Source organism: Chitinophaga sp. (assembly GCF_035761305.1).
Taxonomy (GTDB): domain Bacteria; phylum Bacteroidota; class Bacteroidia; order Chitinophagales; family Chitinophagaceae; genus Chitinophaga.
In genome coordinates, this window is record NZ_DASTRI010000240.1 from 1 (window position 1) to 17,023 (window position 17,023).

General features: G+C 49.8%; 13 protein-coding genes. 5 read left to right on the forward strand and 8 right to left on the reverse strand.

Annotated elements, in window-relative coordinates:
- Window positions 1–428 precede the first annotated feature (428 nt).
- The gene (locus VFS25_RS20215) at window positions 429–752 is read left to right on the forward strand and encodes an RNA recognition motif domain-containing protein (protein WP_149838574.1); all 324 of its coding nucleotides are present in this window, start codon (window positions 429–431) and stop codon (window positions 750–752) included.
- 397 nt (window positions 753–1,149) lie between these two features.
- Here the strand turns inward: VFS25_RS20215 and VFS25_RS20220 are convergent, their stop codons facing one another.
- The 6 genes from VFS25_RS20220 to VFS25_RS20245 form a co-directional block, all read right to left on the reverse strand.
- Window positions 1,150–1,791: a response regulator transcription factor gene (locus VFS25_RS20220; RefSeq protein WP_326463992.1), complete on the reverse strand. Its 642-nt coding sequence runs from the start codon at window positions 1,789–1,791 to the stop codon at window positions 1,150–1,152.
- A 305-nt stretch (window positions 1,792–2,096) separates the two neighbouring features.
- Window positions 2,097–3,485 carry a dihydrolipoamide acetyltransferase family protein gene (locus VFS25_RS20225; protein WP_326463993.1) on the reverse strand — a complete coding sequence of 463 codons (1,389 nt, stop codon included), beginning with the start codon at window positions 3,483–3,485 and terminating at the stop codon, window positions 2,097–2,099.
- A 71-nt stretch (window positions 3,486–3,556) separates the two neighbouring features.
- Window positions 3,557–4,798, reverse strand: a complete 1,242-nt coding sequence (locus VFS25_RS20230) for a CinA family nicotinamide mononucleotide deamidase-related protein (protein WP_326463994.1) — start codon at window positions 4,796–4,798, stop codon at window positions 3,557–3,559.
- A gap of 119 nt (window positions 4,799–4,917) precedes the next feature.
- Window positions 4,918–5,325, reverse strand: a complete 408-nt coding sequence (locus VFS25_RS20235; RefSeq protein ID WP_326463995.1) for an Abi family protein — start codon at window positions 5,323–5,325, stop codon at window positions 4,918–4,920.
- A gap of 244 nt (window positions 5,326–5,569) precedes the next feature.
- A complete protein-coding gene (locus VFS25_RS20240) occupies window positions 5,570–5,986 on the reverse strand; it encodes a thioesterase family protein (RefSeq protein WP_326463996.1) in 417 nt (138 codons plus the stop codon).
- Window positions 5,987–6,001: 15 nt separating this feature from the next.
- Entirely contained in the window at window positions 6,002–6,409 is a 408-nt protein-coding gene (locus tag VFS25_RS20245) for a DoxX family protein (RefSeq protein WP_326463997.1), read from the reverse strand.
- A 294-nt stretch (window positions 6,410–6,703) separates the two neighbouring features.
- Here VFS25_RS20245 and VFS25_RS20250 point away from each other — a divergent pair, with 294 nt between their 5' ends.
- The 3 genes from VFS25_RS20250 to VFS25_RS20260 are packed head-to-tail and all read left to right on the forward strand — an operon-like array spanning window position 6,704 to window position 12,568.
- Complete coding sequence (locus VFS25_RS20250) at window positions 6,704–9,781, forward strand: tetratricopeptide repeat protein (protein WP_326463998.1); 3,078 nt, start codon at window positions 6,704–6,706, stop codon at window positions 9,779–9,781.
- A 37-nt stretch (window positions 9,782–9,818) separates the two neighbouring features.
- Window positions 9,819–11,459 carry a hypothetical protein gene (locus VFS25_RS20255; RefSeq protein WP_326463999.1) on the forward strand — a complete coding sequence of 547 codons (1,641 nt, stop codon included), beginning with the start codon at window positions 9,819–9,821 and terminating at the stop codon, window positions 11,457–11,459.
- 32 nt (window positions 11,460–11,491) lie between these two features.
- Window positions 11,492–12,568 (forward strand): SPOR domain-containing protein, encoded by a 1,077-nt coding sequence (locus VFS25_RS20260; RefSeq protein WP_326464000.1) that lies wholly within the window; start codon window positions 11,492–11,494, stop codon window positions 12,566–12,568.
- Between the two features lie 42 nt (window positions 12,569–12,610).
- On the opposite strand, the gene VFS25_RS20265 is transcribed toward VFS25_RS20260, so the two are convergent.
- Window positions 12,611–13,507, reverse strand: coding sequence for an SDR family oxidoreductase (locus tag VFS25_RS20265; protein WP_326464001.1), 897 nt, complete (start codon window positions 13,505–13,507; stop codon window positions 12,611–12,613).
- A gap of 222 nt (window positions 13,508–13,729) precedes the next feature.
- Complete coding sequence (locus VFS25_RS20270) at window positions 13,730–15,832, reverse strand: prolyl oligopeptidase family serine peptidase (RefSeq protein WP_326464002.1); 2,103 nt, start codon at window positions 15,830–15,832, stop codon at window positions 13,730–13,732.
- A gap of 211 nt (window positions 15,833–16,043) precedes the next feature.
- On the opposite strand from VFS25_RS20270, the gene pfkA reads away from it, so the two are divergent.
- Window positions 16,044–17,021 (forward strand): 6-phosphofructokinase, encoded by a 978-nt coding sequence (gene pfkA, locus VFS25_RS20275; RefSeq protein WP_326464003.1) that lies wholly within the window; start codon window positions 16,044–16,046, stop codon window positions 17,019–17,021.
- The last annotated feature ends 2 nt before the right edge of the window (window positions 17,022–17,023 follow it).

Genomic DNA, 17,023 nt, shown 5'->3' on the forward strand with positions numbered 1-17,023 from the left:
TTGTTGTCGCGGAAAGCTACCAGGTTGTTGTAATGGAAAATAACGTCGGCCAGTTGGGGGTAAAGCTTGTTTTCGTTGAAATAATGGTTGATTTCCTGCAGGTAAGCCAGTAAGGTATATTTTTTCTGTTCAAAATCAATATAGCCGTCTGCAAACCAGGTTTCACTCAATACACCCATAATAATAAAATTTAATGGATTATGTACTAAATTTACAAAAAAAAGCATACAAAAAGAACGCCGTTTTACATTTCAACTCATTTTAATGAATATTTAAAAAACCCTGTAAACCCTTATCTGTACAACGTTTGGGGTATGCTGTACATACCCGGGGTTGCTCTTTTCAGAAAATGTTCCGGGGGTTAGATATTTTATCAATTTAATTTCTTTATCTTCAGTATTATTTTTCATTTTATTAATCTTTTAGTCATGAACATTTACGTAGCCAACCTGCACTATAGGTTGAACGATGAGGACCTTCACCAAATTTTCAGTGAGTTTGGCGAAGTGACCTCTGCGAAAATCATTAAGGACCACGAAACCGGCCGTTCCCGCGGTTTTGGATTTGTGGAAATGCCTAACCAGGAAGAAGGATCCAAGGCTATGAATAGTTTGAATGGCACTGAGATTGAAGGCAAACAATTAATGGTAAACGAAGCTAGACCTAAACAACCGAATAATAACTTCAGAAGTGGTGGTGGTAACCGTGGTGGCGGTGGATATGGTGGCGGTGGCCGCGATCGTCGCTATTAATTTTTAGTTATTTATTCTATTGCGCCAGGTTTTCAAGGCCAAATGAAATTTGAAAGAGCCGTCCTGTTACACAGGGCGGTTCTTTTGTTTTAGCCGTTTACTGCGGCAGCCCCGGCCATATAACAAAATGGCGCCGATGATAACGGCGCCTTGTTGTAATGTTCATTGCGATGGTGTAATGCAGGCAACTGGTTATATTGCCGGCGGGTGCTTATCCCTGAGCTATCTCATTTGGATGTGCACCGTATCGTTCAGAGGATATGGAATACATAGTAAAGTAACATTCACCCGCACATTTCCTGCCTCAAACCCGCTTGCAATATTACAGTAAGCGTTCCTTTTGTGTGCCACTTATTGTAGTGGTTGTTATTTGCCGCAGCTGCCGGCGCCCTACTTATTATAGTGGCAGCTGTAAGTTGTTTAAACACAGGCGTGACACCAGCTCTGATTTGGAGGAAACATTCAGCTTCTGGTAAATCTTTTTCAGATGGTGGTTAATGGTGAATACAGATAAATGCAGCCGGGCAGCCATGGCTTTGTAGGAATGCCCTTCCTTTAACAGGTGCAGCAGCTCATATTCCCTTTCGGTAAGCCGGCCCCTCAGCTGCTGCAGCGGATCTTCATTCATATGCCGGATCAGCTGATAAGCCACCCTGGGCGAAAGGGTGCTGCCAAAGTTGAGCGCATCCATCATGCCCTGGTAAATTTCCGTCAATCGCCCGGTCTTCAGCAGGTAACCGTGCGCCCCTTCCTTAATGGAGGCTATAATGTCCGCCTTATTATCCTGGGCAGAAAGCATAATAATCCTGGCCTCGGGGAAAAGGCGGCGCAGCGGGTAAATGCATTGTATGCCGGTTTCGCCGGGCAATGTTACATCCAGTAAAATAATGTGTACGTTTATTTCATAGGCCGGCAGCTCCCGGAATGCTGCCATGGACTTGCAGGCAAATACTACCCTGCAATCCTGGAAATCTTCTAGAAACTCCTTATAGCTGTTTAGCTGAAAATAGTTGTCTTCAATGATACCAATGTTGATCATGGCAAGGATATATAGGATATGTTATCTAATAACGCGAATGACTTTTAGGGATTACTTTTAACAGGCATGCTATTTTTAGCAGGTGCAAAATACCGGTTAACAGTACCGTTATTGATACGATACTATGCCGCGTAAATTACTGTCATTTAAACATTTGGTGGTTAATTGGATGTTAACAAACTGATAACATTTGTGTTAGAAAACGTATATGGCGGCGGGTGGAGAAAAAAAGACAGGGCAGCCGTTGGAACGGCTGCCCTGCATAAAAGTACCTGCAAACCTTACGCCTGCAGGGATGGATCTGATTAATATACTTTTTCCGGGTCAAAGTGCTCCAGCTCCTGTGCTACTGCATTCAGGAAGGTGGAACCCAGCGCGCCGTCTACAATGCGGTGATCGTAGGAAAGCGACAGGTACATCATATGGCGGATAGCGATAGAGTCGCCATGCTCGGTTTCTATCACCACCGGACGCTTTTTAATAGCGCCCACCGCCAGTATGGCTACCTGCGGCTGGTTAATGATAGGCGTGCCGGCCAGGCTGCCAAAGGTGCCTACATTGGTAAGCGTAAAGGTGCCGCTTTGGGTATCTTCCGGTTTCAGGCGGTTCTGGCGGGCGGCGTTGGCCAGGTGGTTCACCTGCCGGGTAAGGCCTACCAGGTTCAGCATATCTGCATTGCGGATCACCGGTACTATCAGGTTGCCGCTGGGAAGGGCAGTGGCCATCCCGATGTTAATGTCTTTCTTCAGGATTATCTTATCTCCTTCCAGTGAGCAGTTCACCAGCGGGAAGCGTTTAATGCATTTTACCAGCGCTTCAATGAACAGCGGGGTGAAGGTAAGCTTCTCCCCTTCCCGGCGCTCAAAATCCTGCTTTACCCTGTCGCGCCATTTTACCATGTGGGTCACATCCGCTTCGGCAAAGCTGGTTACGTGCGCGCTGGTATGTTTGCTGCGTACCATATGCTCGGCAATCATTTTGCGCATACGGTCCATTTCAATGATCTCCACATTTCCGCTGCTGCCGTTATAGCTGGTTGCCGGTGCGGCTACTGCCCTGGTTTCATGCGGTATGGTGGCGGCGGTTTCTACCTGCACAGGCGTTGCCACTGTTTCCGGTGCAGCAGGCGCTGCCTGTTGCTGGTGGTGATGTCCTTTGCTGCGGGCCGCAACATAGTCCAGTATATCTTTTTTGGTAACCCGGCCTTCGCTGCCGCTGCCTGGTATTTTTTCCAGCTCGGCAAAGCTTACGTTTTCCTGCTGTGCAATGGTTAATACCAGGGGCGAATAAAAACGCGGCCCGCTGGTGCTGAACTTGGGCTCTGTATGCTGCGCCGCTACCGGCCCCGGTGCAGCGTGGTGTACATCGTTATTACTTTCGTGGTACTGCTGGTGTGCAGCAGGCACCGTTTCTTCTTGTAACGTGGCAGGGGCAACAGGTACTTCTGCATCGCCGGTGGTTCTAATGCGGGCAATTACAGCGCCCACCGGTACTACTTCGTTCTCTGCAAACAGTAATTCGGTAATTTCACCATCGGCAATGGAAGGCACCTCACTATCCACCTTGTCCGTAGCAATTTCCAGCACGGTTTCATCAGCTTTTACCTGATCTCCGGGCTTTTTATGCCAGCGTAATATGGTGGCTTCCATGATGCTTTCCCCCATTTTTGGCATTACCAGTTCTACAATGGCCATAAGCTATTTTTTAGTGTTTTGCTGGCAACAAATGTAAGGTTAATGTATGAATGTGCAAATGAACCGGTATATCACAGCAACTTCCGCAGCTCGTTCATTGCATAAATGGCTGTCATTTGTATGTTGCGCTCCCGGTCGTACATGAGGCGGTGCTTTACCGTTACAATGTTATCTGCGCTGCCGGCTGCTATCCATACCGTGCCTACGGGTTTTTCCGGCGTGCCGCCGTCCGGTCCCATAATACCGGAAACGGCCATCACATAATCGGTGTTTAGCACTTTCAGCGCGCCGGCAGCCATTTCGCGCACGGTTGCTTCACTTACTGCGCCATGGGCGGCCAGGGTGTCATCTTTTACGCCCAGCAGCTTTACTTTCATGGCATTGCTGTAAGTAACCACGCTGCCGTTATAGTAGGCCGAGCTGCCTGCCACCGCGGTAATGCTATGCGCTATGTAACCGCCGGTGCAGCTTTCGGCAGTGCCCACGGTTTTGCCTTTGGCTTGCAGGTAGCGGCCCAGCACAGCGCCCATGGGAATATCTTCGTCATATACCGCAATATCGGCGAGCAATGATTGCATCTGCTGAAACTGCAGCTTCAGCGCTGCGGCGGTAGATACCTTGTCGTCACCCAGCGCAGTAAGCCGCAATTTCAGTAAACCATAGCTGGGCAGGTACGCCAGCTTAATATTAGGCGGCAGCTGCGCTTCAAAGGCCAGCAGCCTTTCTGCCACAAAAGACTCGCCCAGGCCGGAGGTGAGCAGGGTTTGGTGTATCACCGCCCTGGTGTGGAACTGCTCCTGGATGCGGGGCAGCACGTGGTCTGTCATAATACCCTTCATTTCATGCGGCACCCCGGGCATAGATACAAACACCTTCCCGTTCTTTTCAAACCACATACCGGGCGCCAGGCCGTGGTTGTTCATAAGCACGGTACAGCTGTCGGGCACCAGCGCCTGGTCTATATTACGCTGTAATACCGGCAGGCCGCGGCTTTCAAACCGCTGCATAAGGTACTGCAGGGTAGGCGCGTGCTGCACCATTGTGCCGCCGAAATATTCCAGCAGGGCAGGTTTGGTAATATCATCGTCTGTGGGGCCAAGGCCCCCGGTAATGAGGATAATATCGGCAGCGGCGCTTTCTTCATCCAGCGCCTGCAGTATGGCGGCCTTTGTATCGCCTACGGCTACACGGCGTTGTACCCACACGCCCATACCGTTCAGCTGCTGCGCCATCCAGGCGGAGTTGGTATCTATGGTTTGTCCTATCAGCAATTCATCACCAATGGTAATAATGCTGGCTGTTACTTTTTCCACGGCGTAAAGGTTTAATGAACAAAGAAACAAATTTTTTCTTAGCAGCTCAGTCAACTTGTCCTTAAAATGATGGCCGGGACTAACTACATCCAGCAGGTATTGCATACAGCAAAGATGAATTAAAGCATATGGTGCTCATTTGCCGGCGGCACGCTTGTTAACCAGGGCCTGGGAGGCCTGGCCATCAGGTTCGGCCTGCCGGGAAGATTTTTGTTCCAAAGCCGGCCATGATGAGCACAGATATTACGTATTTGGGCAATCTCTATACGTTCAATTACGTCAAAAACCAGCAGGCGAAGCTCTCTGTCAAAATTGTACAAAGCAATAACATTCTCAAAACGGCTGTTAGGCTTAAAAACATGTGTGGCCTTATTTGCCTGCATAGGCCACCAATAGCCGGCCAACCGATAATAACTGACATTGGCTAAATAATGCCGTGCAAGCGGCTCGTCTGTAATTATAAGACCACGCTCGCTCAGCTGGATAATCTGCCGGTCAATTGTTGTTGGAATTTTAGTATAAAACATACAAAAGCAAAAAACCCTCCGGTCTTATCCTTTCTAAATTGGATAACCGGAAGGTTCAGTATTACAAAAGTCTATAAAAGCAAAAGACTCACCCTGGGACGCTGATCTAAATGGGTAGCGTGGTGAGTACTGTTAACACAACAGTTAATAAATTTTACTAAAAAAAATAAAAAAACGGCCGCCCATAACAGGCAGCCGGTTTATCAACCCGGTAAAAATTATTTTAAACATACCTGCCGCCTTTTTAAGACTGCTTAAAAAACGGCTCCAGCTTTTCCTTTAACGCCTGCGGCAGCGGCGATTTCTGCTTGGTGCCGGTATGCAGGAAAACCAGGGTGGTAACGCCCACATTCAGCAGCTCGCCCTTTTCATTATACAGCTCTGAATGGAACTGTATTTTGTGATCGGTGCGCAGCTCTTTGAGTATAGTCTTAACCGTTATCAGATCATCATAAAAAGCAGGGCGCAGGTATTTTACATTCAGCTCTGCCACGGGCATAATAATGCCCTGCTCTTCCAGCTGGCGGTAGGTAAAACCCAGCTCGCGGATGGCCTCTGCGCGGCCTACCTCATAATACAATGCATAATTACCGTAATACAGATAGCCCATCTGGTCGGTTTCTCCGTATCGTACCCGTATTTGCGTAACAGATGTGAACATTCGTTTTTTTTAATCTTATCTTCCAATCATACTGTCAAAGCTAACTTTACCTGGGCCGCAGAACAGCAGCACGATAAACACCGTCAGGAAGGCGATGGCTTTCTCTTTTATATCTATCGGGTCATGCGTATGGATCATGAAAATGGCTACGCTCATGCAAATGATCAGCGGAATGGTGGCCAGGCGGGTAAGCAGGCCCAGTATCACAAAAACAGCACAAAATACCTCTGCAAAAACAACCATTCCCAGGGAGGCAGTGTGCCCTACGTGCAGCGGGTCGGGGAATTTGTGTGAAAGGGATGCAAAGTTCATGAGTTTGGGCCAGCCGTGCGTAAGCATCAGCGCTCCAAAAACCAGCCGCAGTAAAAACAGGGAAAAGTGTACAGTTCCAATGGTAAAGGTGGCAGAAAAGAGTCTTCTCATAGTATTACAAAAATGGTTTAATTCTTGCTGATACCAGCATTTTCATTGCAAGATAGGGCAATACCCCTATGCCTTGGATGAGAGTTATCCACATTGCTGTTAGAAAAGCATTACAAGGCAAAAGGGTATAAACTTTTATATTTGCTACCATTGTTTTCAGCGTTTATTGGGTTACCTGTTCCTGCACGGCTCCCCCTGTTCACTAATTATTGATTAATCCACTGGTTGTCAATACCAAACCGGGAAAATGTGCGTTAACAGGTAAGCCATCTACTATTTTAATAAATACAGAGCATGTTTATAAAAAAGATCGTGGTTTCCGGACAGTTGCTGATCTCTCTCCTTGCCTTTGCCGGCACCGGCTTACTGGCCCCCACAGCCGCCCGGGCACAACAAACACGCATTTATACAGAACCTGATAAAGTTTTCAAGGACGCGCAGCAATTATTCCAGCAGGAGAAGTATGCCGTGTCACTGCAGCTTTTCCGGCAGGTAATACAACACATCGATTACTTCAAAGCCCCCAACCGCTCCCTGGTAAAAACAGACGCGGAATATTACTATACGGTATGCGCGCTGAAGCTGCAGCAGGCCGACGCGGAAAAAATGGCGCAGGAGTTCCTGGAAAGGGCCAACAACAACGCCCGGGAGCAGCTGGTGAGCTACCAGCTGGCCAAATATTATTTTCACCGTAACCAGCTGCAGGAAGCCATTCCCTATTACGAAAAGGCCAATATCGATAACCTTTCCAACGCCGAAATTGCCGATGCCAAATTTGAGCTGGCCTACTGCTATTTTAACGTAAAGGATTTTCAGAAAGCCCAGCCCCTGTTTGCCTCCATTAAGGAAATACAGGGCAAATACTACATACCTGCCAATTACTACTACGGCTTTATTGCCTACAACAACCACCAGTATAATGAGGCGCTGGCCAGCTTTAAACGGGTGGAGCAGGAGCCCAAGTACGCTACCATTGTACCTTACTACATTGCGGAGATCTATTACTTTGAGGGTAAAAAAGATGAGGTGATCCGTTACGGCGAATCCCTGCTGAAAAAAGGCGACATTTATTACGATACCGAGCTGAAACAGCTGCTGGGACAAGCGTATTTTGAAAAGAAAGACTACAAAAAAGCCCTGCCCTACCTGCAGCAATACCAGGACGATGCCGCCGAAGTACGCAAGGAAGATGTGTACCAGCTTTCCTACTGCTACTACCAGACAGGCGATTATAACAAAGCCATTAACGGCTTTAAACAGCTGAGCAGCGAAAAAGACTCTTTAGGACAAAACTCTATGTACCTGCTGGGCGACTGTTACCTGCGCACCGGCCAGAAAGCCAACGCGCGCAATGCTTTTGCCTTTGGCGCACGTAATAACTCCAATCCCCAGCAGCAGGAAATATCCCGCTTCAACTACGGCAAGCTGTCGTATGAGCTGGGCTACCAGGATGTTGCGCTGAATGAGCTGTCCAGCTTTGTAAAAACATACCCGCAATCCGCTTACACCAAAGAGGCCCGCGAAATACTGGTGCAGCTGTTTGCCAACACCAACAACTACGGGGACGCCATCACCACCATAGAAGCAATACCGGATAAAAGCCCGGCCGTATTGCGCGCCTACCAGCGTGTGGCCTACGGCAGGGCCGTACAGCTGATTAACGACGGGCAGCTGGCAGAAGCCGACCGCCTGCTGGATGTAGCCATTAAAAACCCTTACGACAACAATATCAAACAGCTGGCGCATTTCTGGAAAGCGGAAATTGCCCTGCGCCAGCAGCGCACAGATAATGCCATCATTAACCTGAATGCTTACCTTACCGGCGCAGTACCTGCTTCCGGTGAGGCCAATGCGCAAACAGCCAGCTATAATATGGGATATGCCCTGCTGAAAAAAGAGGATTATACCCATGCCCTGCAACACTTTGAAGCTGCGCAAAAAGCCTCCGGCCCCAATGCCGCCCGCATCAACAACGATGCGCTGCTGCGCAGCGCCGACTGCTATTACATGCTGAAGGATTTTGGCAGGGCCACTGCGCTGTACGACCGTGTTATTGCCAATAACGATCCCGGCGCCGATTACGCCACCTACCAGAAAAGCATTATCCTGGGCATACAGGGCAGGTACAATGAAAAACTGAACCTGTTAAAGCAGCTGGGCAACAAGTTTCCCAGCTCCAACTTTGGCAATGATGCCGACTATGAAATTGCCAATACCTACCTGGCATCTGAAAAATATACGGAGGCCATTCCCTACCTGGAAAACACCCTGCAAAAGCAGCCCAACGGGCCCAATGCCCCCAGGGCGCTGCTGAAGCTGGGACTGTGCTATTTCAATAAAAACAATGAAAGCAAAGCCCTCTCCTACTACCGCCAGGTGGTGGAAAAATATCCCAACTCCGCAGAGGCCAATGAAGCCCTGCAGGCGGTAAAAGACATTTATGTGGGCCAGGGCAAAACCGATGAATATGTGGCCCTGCTGAAAGCCAGCGGCAGAACCGTAACCGCCTCCGCCGCCGACTCACTGGCCTATGCGGCCGCAGAAGCGCGCTTTAGCAGCGGCGACTGCGCCGGCGCCGTACCAGCCTTTAACAGCTATATACAAAAATACCCGAACGGCCAGTTCCTGCTGCCGGCTTACTTTTACCGCTCCGAATGCGCGTATAACAGCAAGGACTATACGACCGCCTTACCGGGTTACGAGTACGTACTGTCGGGCAATAACAGCCTGTATGCAGAACGTTCCGCCCTGCAGGCCGCCAACATTTACTTTTACCAGGTAAAGAACTATGAAAAGGCCCGCACCTACTACCTGGAGCTGCAGGACCTGAGCACCAGCAAGGAAAACACCATGACCGCCACCCGCGGCCTGCTGCGCAGCAACTACCAGCTGAAACACTGGGATGAAGTAGCCAACTATGCGGAAATGCTGCTGTCCAACACCAGCATCAGCACCGACGACCAGATTGCCGCACACTTTTACCTGGGCCGCGCCAAACAGGAGCAGCAGCAGTATGATGAGGCTATCAGTGAATTTAAAACAGTATCGGGCCTTACCAAATCAGAAACCGGTGCGGAAGCCCGCTATAATACCGGCGTATGCTACCTGGCAAAAAATGAGCTGGACGCCGCGGAAAAGGCCGGCTTTGACGTAATAAAGAACACGCCTTCCTACGGCACCTGGGTAGCCAAAGCCTATATATTGTTAGGCGATGTGTACACCCAGCAGAAAGATTACTTTAATGCAAAAGCCACCTTCCAGAGCCTGGCGGAAAACTGTCCCATACCGGAGCTGAAGCAGGAAGCAAAAGAAAAGCTGGAAAAGGTGGAAGCCGCGGAAAAAGCCGCCTCCAAAATCAGGAGCAAGCCCTGAACCAGTTATTAAATGATAAAATATAAACAGCGCATAAATGAACGGTAAAATTAAATATATAAGCAGATGGGGATGCATTGGAGTAATGGCCGGTTGCTTTTTACAGCAGCCTGCCCGTGCGCAGGACTCGCTGAAGCAGGAAACCATTGACATCATCTCTACCTACCAGCCCAAGCTGCGCGATGCGGCAAAGCTGAACCTCACCGCCTCCCTGCCGGGGGTAGATACTGCCCGCCCGCGCATGCTGTACCAGGTGCCGGCCCTTAACCTGTATTTTATGTACCAGCCCGTGCCCTTAAAGCCCCTGGCCCTGGGTAAGGACTCGCTGAATGCCCTGCAGAACAACTTTATAAAAGCCGGCTTTGGCAATTACCAAACCCCGCTTATACAGGCCGGCTTCGGCAGCGGCCGTAATGATAAATATAACTTTGGCCTGTATGGCAGCTATACCGGCTCCAAAGGCAAAATAAAAAACCAGGACTACAGCGCGCTGAATGTGCTGGCATCCGGCACCTACTACTCTCCCCTGTTTGAAATTACCGGCAGCGTAGGTTTTGACCGCAACGTAATACATTATTACGGGTACGATCATACGCTGTACGATTTTTCCAAAGGAGATGTAAAGCAGGCCTTTAACCAGGGCACCATACAGGTAGGCCTGAAGAACCGCCCGCATAACGACTGGGCCGTGATGATAGCGCCCAGGGCCAGGTTCATGATATTTACCGACGCTTTTGACCGTAAGGAAAACACCGTGGTTATAAATGCGCCGGTGAGCAAGCAGCTGCTGGAGGATTTTTACCTGCGGGCAGAAGGCATATTTGATCTCACCACCTTTAAGGAAGGCGACCTCAAACAGGTGAACAACAACGTAGTAGCCATTCACCCCGCCCTGGAGATCATTAAACCCGGCTTTACCCTGCACGCAGGCGTAAACCCTACCTGGACCAACAGCAAATTTTACCTGCTGCCCGACATTGTGAACGAGTCGCACCTGATACGCAAGAAAGTGATACTGAGCAGCGGCTGGGTTTCCTACATTGAAAAGAACAGCTACCGCAACCTGGCCAATAACAACCCTTTCATAGGCCAGTACCCGCCGGGCGTGCTGAATACCCGCGTAGAGGAAAAGTACACTGGTATTAAAGGCACCCTGGGCAGCCATATTAACTATAACACCAAGTTTGCCGCCGTTACCTGGTACAACATGCCGCTTTTTGTAAATGACAGCACCGTGGGCAACACCTTCTATATCAAAAATGAAGAGCAGCTGCGCGCATTTCAGCTGCATGCCGAAATAGGCTATATAGAGGAAGAAAAGTTTCAGCTGCGCCTCACCGGCGATTGGTACAACTACAACAAGCAAACCACTGAGGTAAAGCCCTGGCACCTGGTACCGTTCCAGGCCAATGCCTATGCACAGTACACCCTTATCAAAAACCTGCACTTGAATGCCAACCTGTATGCACTGAGCGGCAGCTACTACCAGCTGGCCAATAAAGACTTTGCCAAAACCAAGGGAGCATGGGACCTGAACGCAGGCGCCAACTACGATATTGGCAGGTATATTAACCTTTGGGTAAACGCCAATAACCTGTTTAATACACATTACCAGCGCTGGAACGGGTATCCGACTTACGGTTTTAATATATTGGGAGGAGTAATGATTAAATTTTAAGTTGTAAACTTGCGCAATAATCATATACGACCTTGATATTACTACAATACATCCAGGATGTGCTTTTCCGGCAGCAGGTGTGCATAGTGCCGGGCATAGGCACTTTTACGCTTGAGTTTTTACCAGCCAGGTATAACCCCGCTGACAGAAGCCTTGAACCTCCGGGGCAGCGGGTAAACTTTGATGAGCACTGGACAGACGACGGCTCATGCCTGGAATGGATTTCATTGAAAGAGAACCTGGTGCCGGCAGTAGCGCAGCTAAAGCTGGACAAATATATTGCGGAAATGAAGGAGGCCCTGGCCACCCGGCAGCCGCTTACCCTGCCCGGTATTGGCTTACTGCAAATAGACGCCCTGGGCCATACTGATTTTTACCCTGAAAATCTGCCCGGTAAGCCGGACACCCTGCACCTGCGGCCCGTGCATCACATGGATGTACCTTCCCCGGCCAGCCAGGAGGCAACACCGGCGCCGCAGCCTGCCTATACCCCTCCCCCTGCCAACACGCCGCCGCCAGCTTATACCCCGTTGCCGGAAGCTGCGCAGCAGCTGTATGACAGCCTGGCCGCTAACCAGGAACCCGTGGAAGCCACTCATACCCAGGAGGCAGCTGAACCAGCCTCTTATCCGCCCGCACCGTGGGAGCTGGAAGAGCAGCAGTCGCGGTTTAAATGGTGGTGGGTAGCAGTTCCCATAGCCGCCGCTTTACTGGCTACCGCCATCTGGTGGTTTAAAGATAACCAGGCCACCGGCATAGGCCATACCACCCTGGACACATTAACGGTATCGCCCACCGAGCTTGATACAATGAATATGGTGCAGGAAATGACGCCTGCCGATACTGCCACAACCATCCCGGTCAGTGAAAATGACACTATTCAGTATAAAGTGGTGTTTGGCGCTTACAGCAGCCGGGCGGCAGCAGAAAGAAGAATAAAACAGCTGGAGAAATGCTGCGGGGTAAAAGCAGGCTACTACAGTACACAGGACTCCTCGGTTTACCGGCTGGCCATTACCTTTAAAACACCAATAAAAGATACTGCTGAAAGAGTAAAGTTTGTACGGGTCAACTACGGCAAAAACACGGATGTGTTCCTGGCCCAGTAAAATTCATTCATCTGCACAGCTGCATATTTGCACAGCTGCACATCATTTTATTTCCCTGGCTACAATTTCCAGCCCCTCTGCAAAGCTGTGGGGCTGATAGCCCAGCTCCTGCACGGCCTTATCAATCACAAAGCCGGTTTTGGCCGGGCGTTTGGCCGGCTGCACAAAGGTTTTAGCATTTACCTTTTCTATAAGGCGGGCATCCAGCTTAAAGAAGTGGGCTGTTTGTACGGCCATTTCGTAGGGGGAAAGCATTTCCCTGCCGGAAATATGGTATACGCCGGTGCTGCGTTTATCGGCTACCAGCTTGCACCCCTCCGCCAGGTCCTGTACCAGGGTGGGCGTACGCCACTGGTCGTCTACCACCTTTATTTTTTTACCCTGCTGCAGGTTATTTTTTACCCAGGTAATAATGTTGCTGCGCTGCATATCCACAGCGGTGCCATACACCAGCACGGTTCTTACAATGGCCCAGGACAGCTTGCTGTTTTTTACCAAACGCTCCGCAGCTACCTTGCTGGCGCCGTAGTAGCTGAGCGGGTTGGCCGGGGCATCTTCGGCATACGGGCCTTCCAGTCCGTCAAATATAAAGTCGGTGGAAAGGAACAGGAAGTAGGCATTGTATTTTTCCGCCGCCTGCACCAGGTAGCGTGTAGCCGCCACGTTGGTGTCCCAGCAGGCCTCCTTGTTACGTTCACATTCGTCTACCTGGGTCATGGCGGCTGCGTGAATAATCACATCCGGCCGGTGCTTTTCCAGTAGCTGTTGCGCGCTTACCGCATTACGGAGGTTTACCGGCTCGTACGTATAGCCTTCCTGTGAGGGCAGGCGGTTCACGCCCCTGCATGCTGCAATTACCTCATACTGCTTGTCCTGTGCGAAAAGCGGCACCAGATGCTGTCCTAATAAACCGTTACTTCCTGTGATTAAAACCTTCATAGCAGCCATTTATCTAAAATTACGAATTAGTAAATTACGAATTACGAATGGATGAACGCGATTATTATAATTCTTGCGGAAAAAATGGATATACCGCAGGAAACCGGGCATAAGCTATAATTATCCGGCAAGCGCCTGCAGGCATTGCTATAAACAAGCACGCTTAATAATGTATACAACCGCCGCTCATTCGCAATTCGTAATTTACTAATTCGTAATTCACTATTTCATTGTCATACCTAAATTATACATCGTAAAGGCCCACACATCCGTTGCTTCATCTATCTGCTTGGAAGTAGGCTTTCCTGCGCCGTGCCCTGCCTGCGTTTCAATACGTATCAGCGTTGGGTTGGGCCCTTTTTGCGCAGCCTGCAGCGTAGCGGCAAACTTAAAGGAATGCGCCGGCACTACGCGGTCGTCATGATCGGCCGTGGTAACTAACGTGGCCGGGTACGCGGTGCCGGGCTTCAGGTTATGCAAGGGCGAATACCTGACCAGGTATTTAAACTGCGCGGGATTATCGCTGCTGCCGTACTCCACCGCCCACGCCCAGCCAATGGTAAACTTCTGGTAACGCAGCATATCCATTACCCCTACGGCCGGCAGGGCTACCTTAAACAGATCCGGCCGCTGCGTCATACACGCGCCTACCAGCAGGCCGCCGTTAGAGCCGCCGCGGATGGCAATGCGGGAGGGATTGGTGTACTTCTCCTTTACCAGGTATTCGGCAGCGCCGATAAAATCGTCAAACACATGCTGCTTGTTTTGCAGCATGCCGGCCTTATGCCAGGCTTCGCCATACTCGCTGCCGCCCCGCAGGTTTACAACGGCATAAATGCCGCCCTGCTCCATAAAGAACAGGTTGGATATATTAAAGCCGGGTGTTAAAGGAATATTGAAGCCGCCGTAACCATATAATAATACAGGGTTGTTGCCATTCAGCTGCATGCCTTTTTTATAGGATAAAAATATGGGTACCCGCGCGCCGCCTGTACTGGTAAAAAACACCTGCCGTGTTTCGTAATCATCCGGGTTAAACTGTACCACCGGTTTATTGTACAGGGTTGACCTGCGGGTGGCAATATCGTACCGGTAAATAGTGCCCGGCGTAGTAAAAGAAGTAAAGGAGTAGAACAGGAACTTGTCGTCGGCCTTACCGGAAAAGCCGGTTACAGAACCTATGCCGGGCAGGTCAACCACCTGTTCCGTTATGCTGCCGGGCGCTTTTTTATAATCGTACTGGTATACCCGTTCAGATGCGTCTTTCAGGTAGCTGGCAAACAGGTAGCCGCCGGCGGTACTGGCGCTTACCAGCACTTCGGGTTTTTCCGCCACTATGGTTTGCCAGTTTTCCTTTCCAGGATGCTTAGGGTCAATCAGCACTATTTTATAATTGGGCGCATCGTGGTTGGTGCGCACTAACAGCCTATCCCCTACGTTGTCAATTACATCCGGCTCGTAATCAAATCCTTTTATGAGCATGCTGAAACCCTGCTGCCGGGGATCCTGCAGGTCGCGGTACTGTATTTCCGCACCGGAGGTGCCTTCTGAAGTGCTTAGCACCAGGAAGCGCTCATCTTCCGTAACGTCAACCCCGGCGTTACGCAGGGGATGCTCTTTATCTACATACACCAGCTCATCCTGCTCCTGCGGGGTGCCCAGCTTGTGGTAATATACTTTGTGGAACTCGTTCTTTTTTGACAGGCGCTGCTGCTCATCCGGCGCATCATAACGGCTGTAATAGAAACCATGCCCTCTCCAGGAGAGGCTGCTGAATTTTATCCACTCCAGCTTATCGGGCAGCTGCTGCCTGGTAGCCACATCCATTACAAACGCCTGCTGCCAGTCAGATCCGGCGCTGGCCAGCAGGTACGCGGCATATTTATGATCTTTGGAAAATGCTATGCTGCTTAGGGCGGTGGTGCCGTTGGCCGACAGCTTGTTGGGGTCCAGGAAAACCTCCGGCGTGCCGTTCATCCCCTGCTGGCGGTATAATACGGCCTGGTTCTGTAATCCATCGTTCTTATAAAAGTAAAAGTATGCCCCTTCCCGGAAAGGCGCGCCGGTTTTAGGGTAGTTCCACAGGGCAGACAGGCGTTTGCGGATGGCTTCCCGGAAAGGGATGTTGGCCAGGTAGGCTTCCGTTACCTTATTCTGCTCCTGCACCCAGGCTTTGGTAGCCTCACTGTGATCGTCCTCCAGCCAGCGGTAAGGGTCGGGTATTTTAGTACCAAAGTAGTCATCAACGGTATCTGTTTTCTGCGTTACCGGGTAAACCAGCCCCGGTTGCTCCTGTGCCACTGCACTGCCTGTTAAAATAGTCATATAAAAAATTAGTATGTATCTATGAATCTTTTTCAGCATGTCTGATGTTTTTGTAAAAATTCAATGCATTGGTTAACTAAAATTGAAAATTTAGGTTATTTCGGCTAATATCTGCTAGGAAACAAAATCCAAAATGTTATTTTTGTGCGCCCTTTTGGTGTTTTTTTAACAAACTAATTTAACCACTGGGAAGATAAATATTATATCCTGAATGAAAAAAGTGAACAACATTGCAGTTCTTACTTCCGGCGGAGATGCCCCTGGCATGAATGCAGCAGTAAGGGCCGTGGTACGAACAGGTATTTACCATCAACTGAATGTTTTTGGGGTTATGTATGGGTACCGGGGAATGGTGAAGAACGAGATCCTTCCTATGGAATCCAAATCAGTGGCAAATATCATCCAGCGGGGGGGCACTATTCTCAAAACGGCCCGTTGCATGGAGTTTTACGAGCCGGAAGGCCGTAAAAAAGCTTATGAGAACCTGAAGAAGCATAATATCGACGGATTAGTGGTAATTGGCGGGGACGGCTCATTCAAAGGAGCGCAAAAATTCTCAGAGGAATATGATATACCCTGCATAGGTTTACCCGGCACCATTGATAAGGATATTGCCGGCACCGACTTTACCATCGGTTTTGACACTGCTGTAAATACCGCCATAGAAGCGATTGATAAAATACGCGATACTGCCGATGCGCATGACCGCCTTTTTATTATAGAGGTAATGGGCCGCGATGCCGGTTATATAGCCCTGCACAGCGGCATTGCCACCGGCGCAGAGCACATTATGATGCCCGAGCATAAAGCGGAAGTGGAAGATATTATTGCCGACCTGCAGGCCAATGAGCGCCGCCGCAAGCTGGTGAACCTGATTGTAGTAGCGGAGGGCCACCAAACCGGCGCCGATGAAGTGGCCAAAATGATCAAACAAAGCCTACCGAATGCAGATACCCGGGTTTGCATCCTGGGCCACATTCAAAGAGGCGGCACCCCTACCTGCCAGGATCGCATACTGGCCAGCCGTATGGGTTATGCAGCCGTAAACGCCCTGCTGGAAGGCACGCACAATGTGATGGTAGGCATCGTAAACAACAAAATCCATTATACACCGCTGGACCATGCCATTAAGGCCAAAGAAGAAATGGACGCGGAGTGGTTCAAGATGTGTAAAATTCTAGCGAGTTAAAA

Coding starts and splice junctions, on each gene's coding strand:
- VFS25_RS20215 (WP_149838574.1), top strand. CDS start 429: ATGAACATTTACGTAGCCAACCTGCACTATAGGTTGAACGATGAGGAC.
- VFS25_RS20220 (WP_326463992.1), bottom strand. CDS start 1,791: ATGATCAACATTGGTATCATTGAAGACAACTATTTTCAGCTAAACAGC.
- VFS25_RS20225 (WP_326463993.1), bottom strand. CDS start 3,485: ATGGCCATTGTAGAACTGGTAATGCCAAAAATGGGGGAAAGCATCATG.
- VFS25_RS20235 (WP_326463995.1), bottom strand. CDS start 5,325: ATGTTTTATACTAAAATTCCAACAACAATTGACCGGCAGATTATCCAG.
- VFS25_RS20240 (WP_326463996.1), bottom strand. CDS start 5,986: ATGTTCACATCTGTTACGCAAATACGGGTACGATACGGAGAAACCGAC.
- VFS25_RS20245 (WP_326463997.1), bottom strand. CDS start 6,409: ATGAGAAGACTCTTTTCTGCCACCTTTACCATTGGAACTGTACACTTT.
- VFS25_RS20250 (WP_326463998.1), top strand. CDS start 6,704: ATGTTTATAAAAAAGATCGTGGTTTCCGGACAGTTGCTGATCTCTCTC.
- VFS25_RS20255 (WP_326463999.1), top strand. CDS start 9,819: ATGAACGGTAAAATTAAATATATAAGCAGATGGGGATGCATTGGAGTA.
- VFS25_RS20265 (WP_326464001.1), bottom strand. CDS start 13,507: ATGAAGGTTTTAATCACAGGAAGTAACGGTTTATTAGGACAGCATCTG.
- VFS25_RS20270 (WP_326464002.1), bottom strand. CDS start 15,832: ATGACTATTTTAACAGGCAGTGCAGTGGCACAGGAGCAACCGGGGCTG.
- pfkA (WP_326464003.1), top strand. CDS start 16,044: ATGAAAAAAGTGAACAACATTGCAGTTCTTACTTCCGGCGGAGATGCC.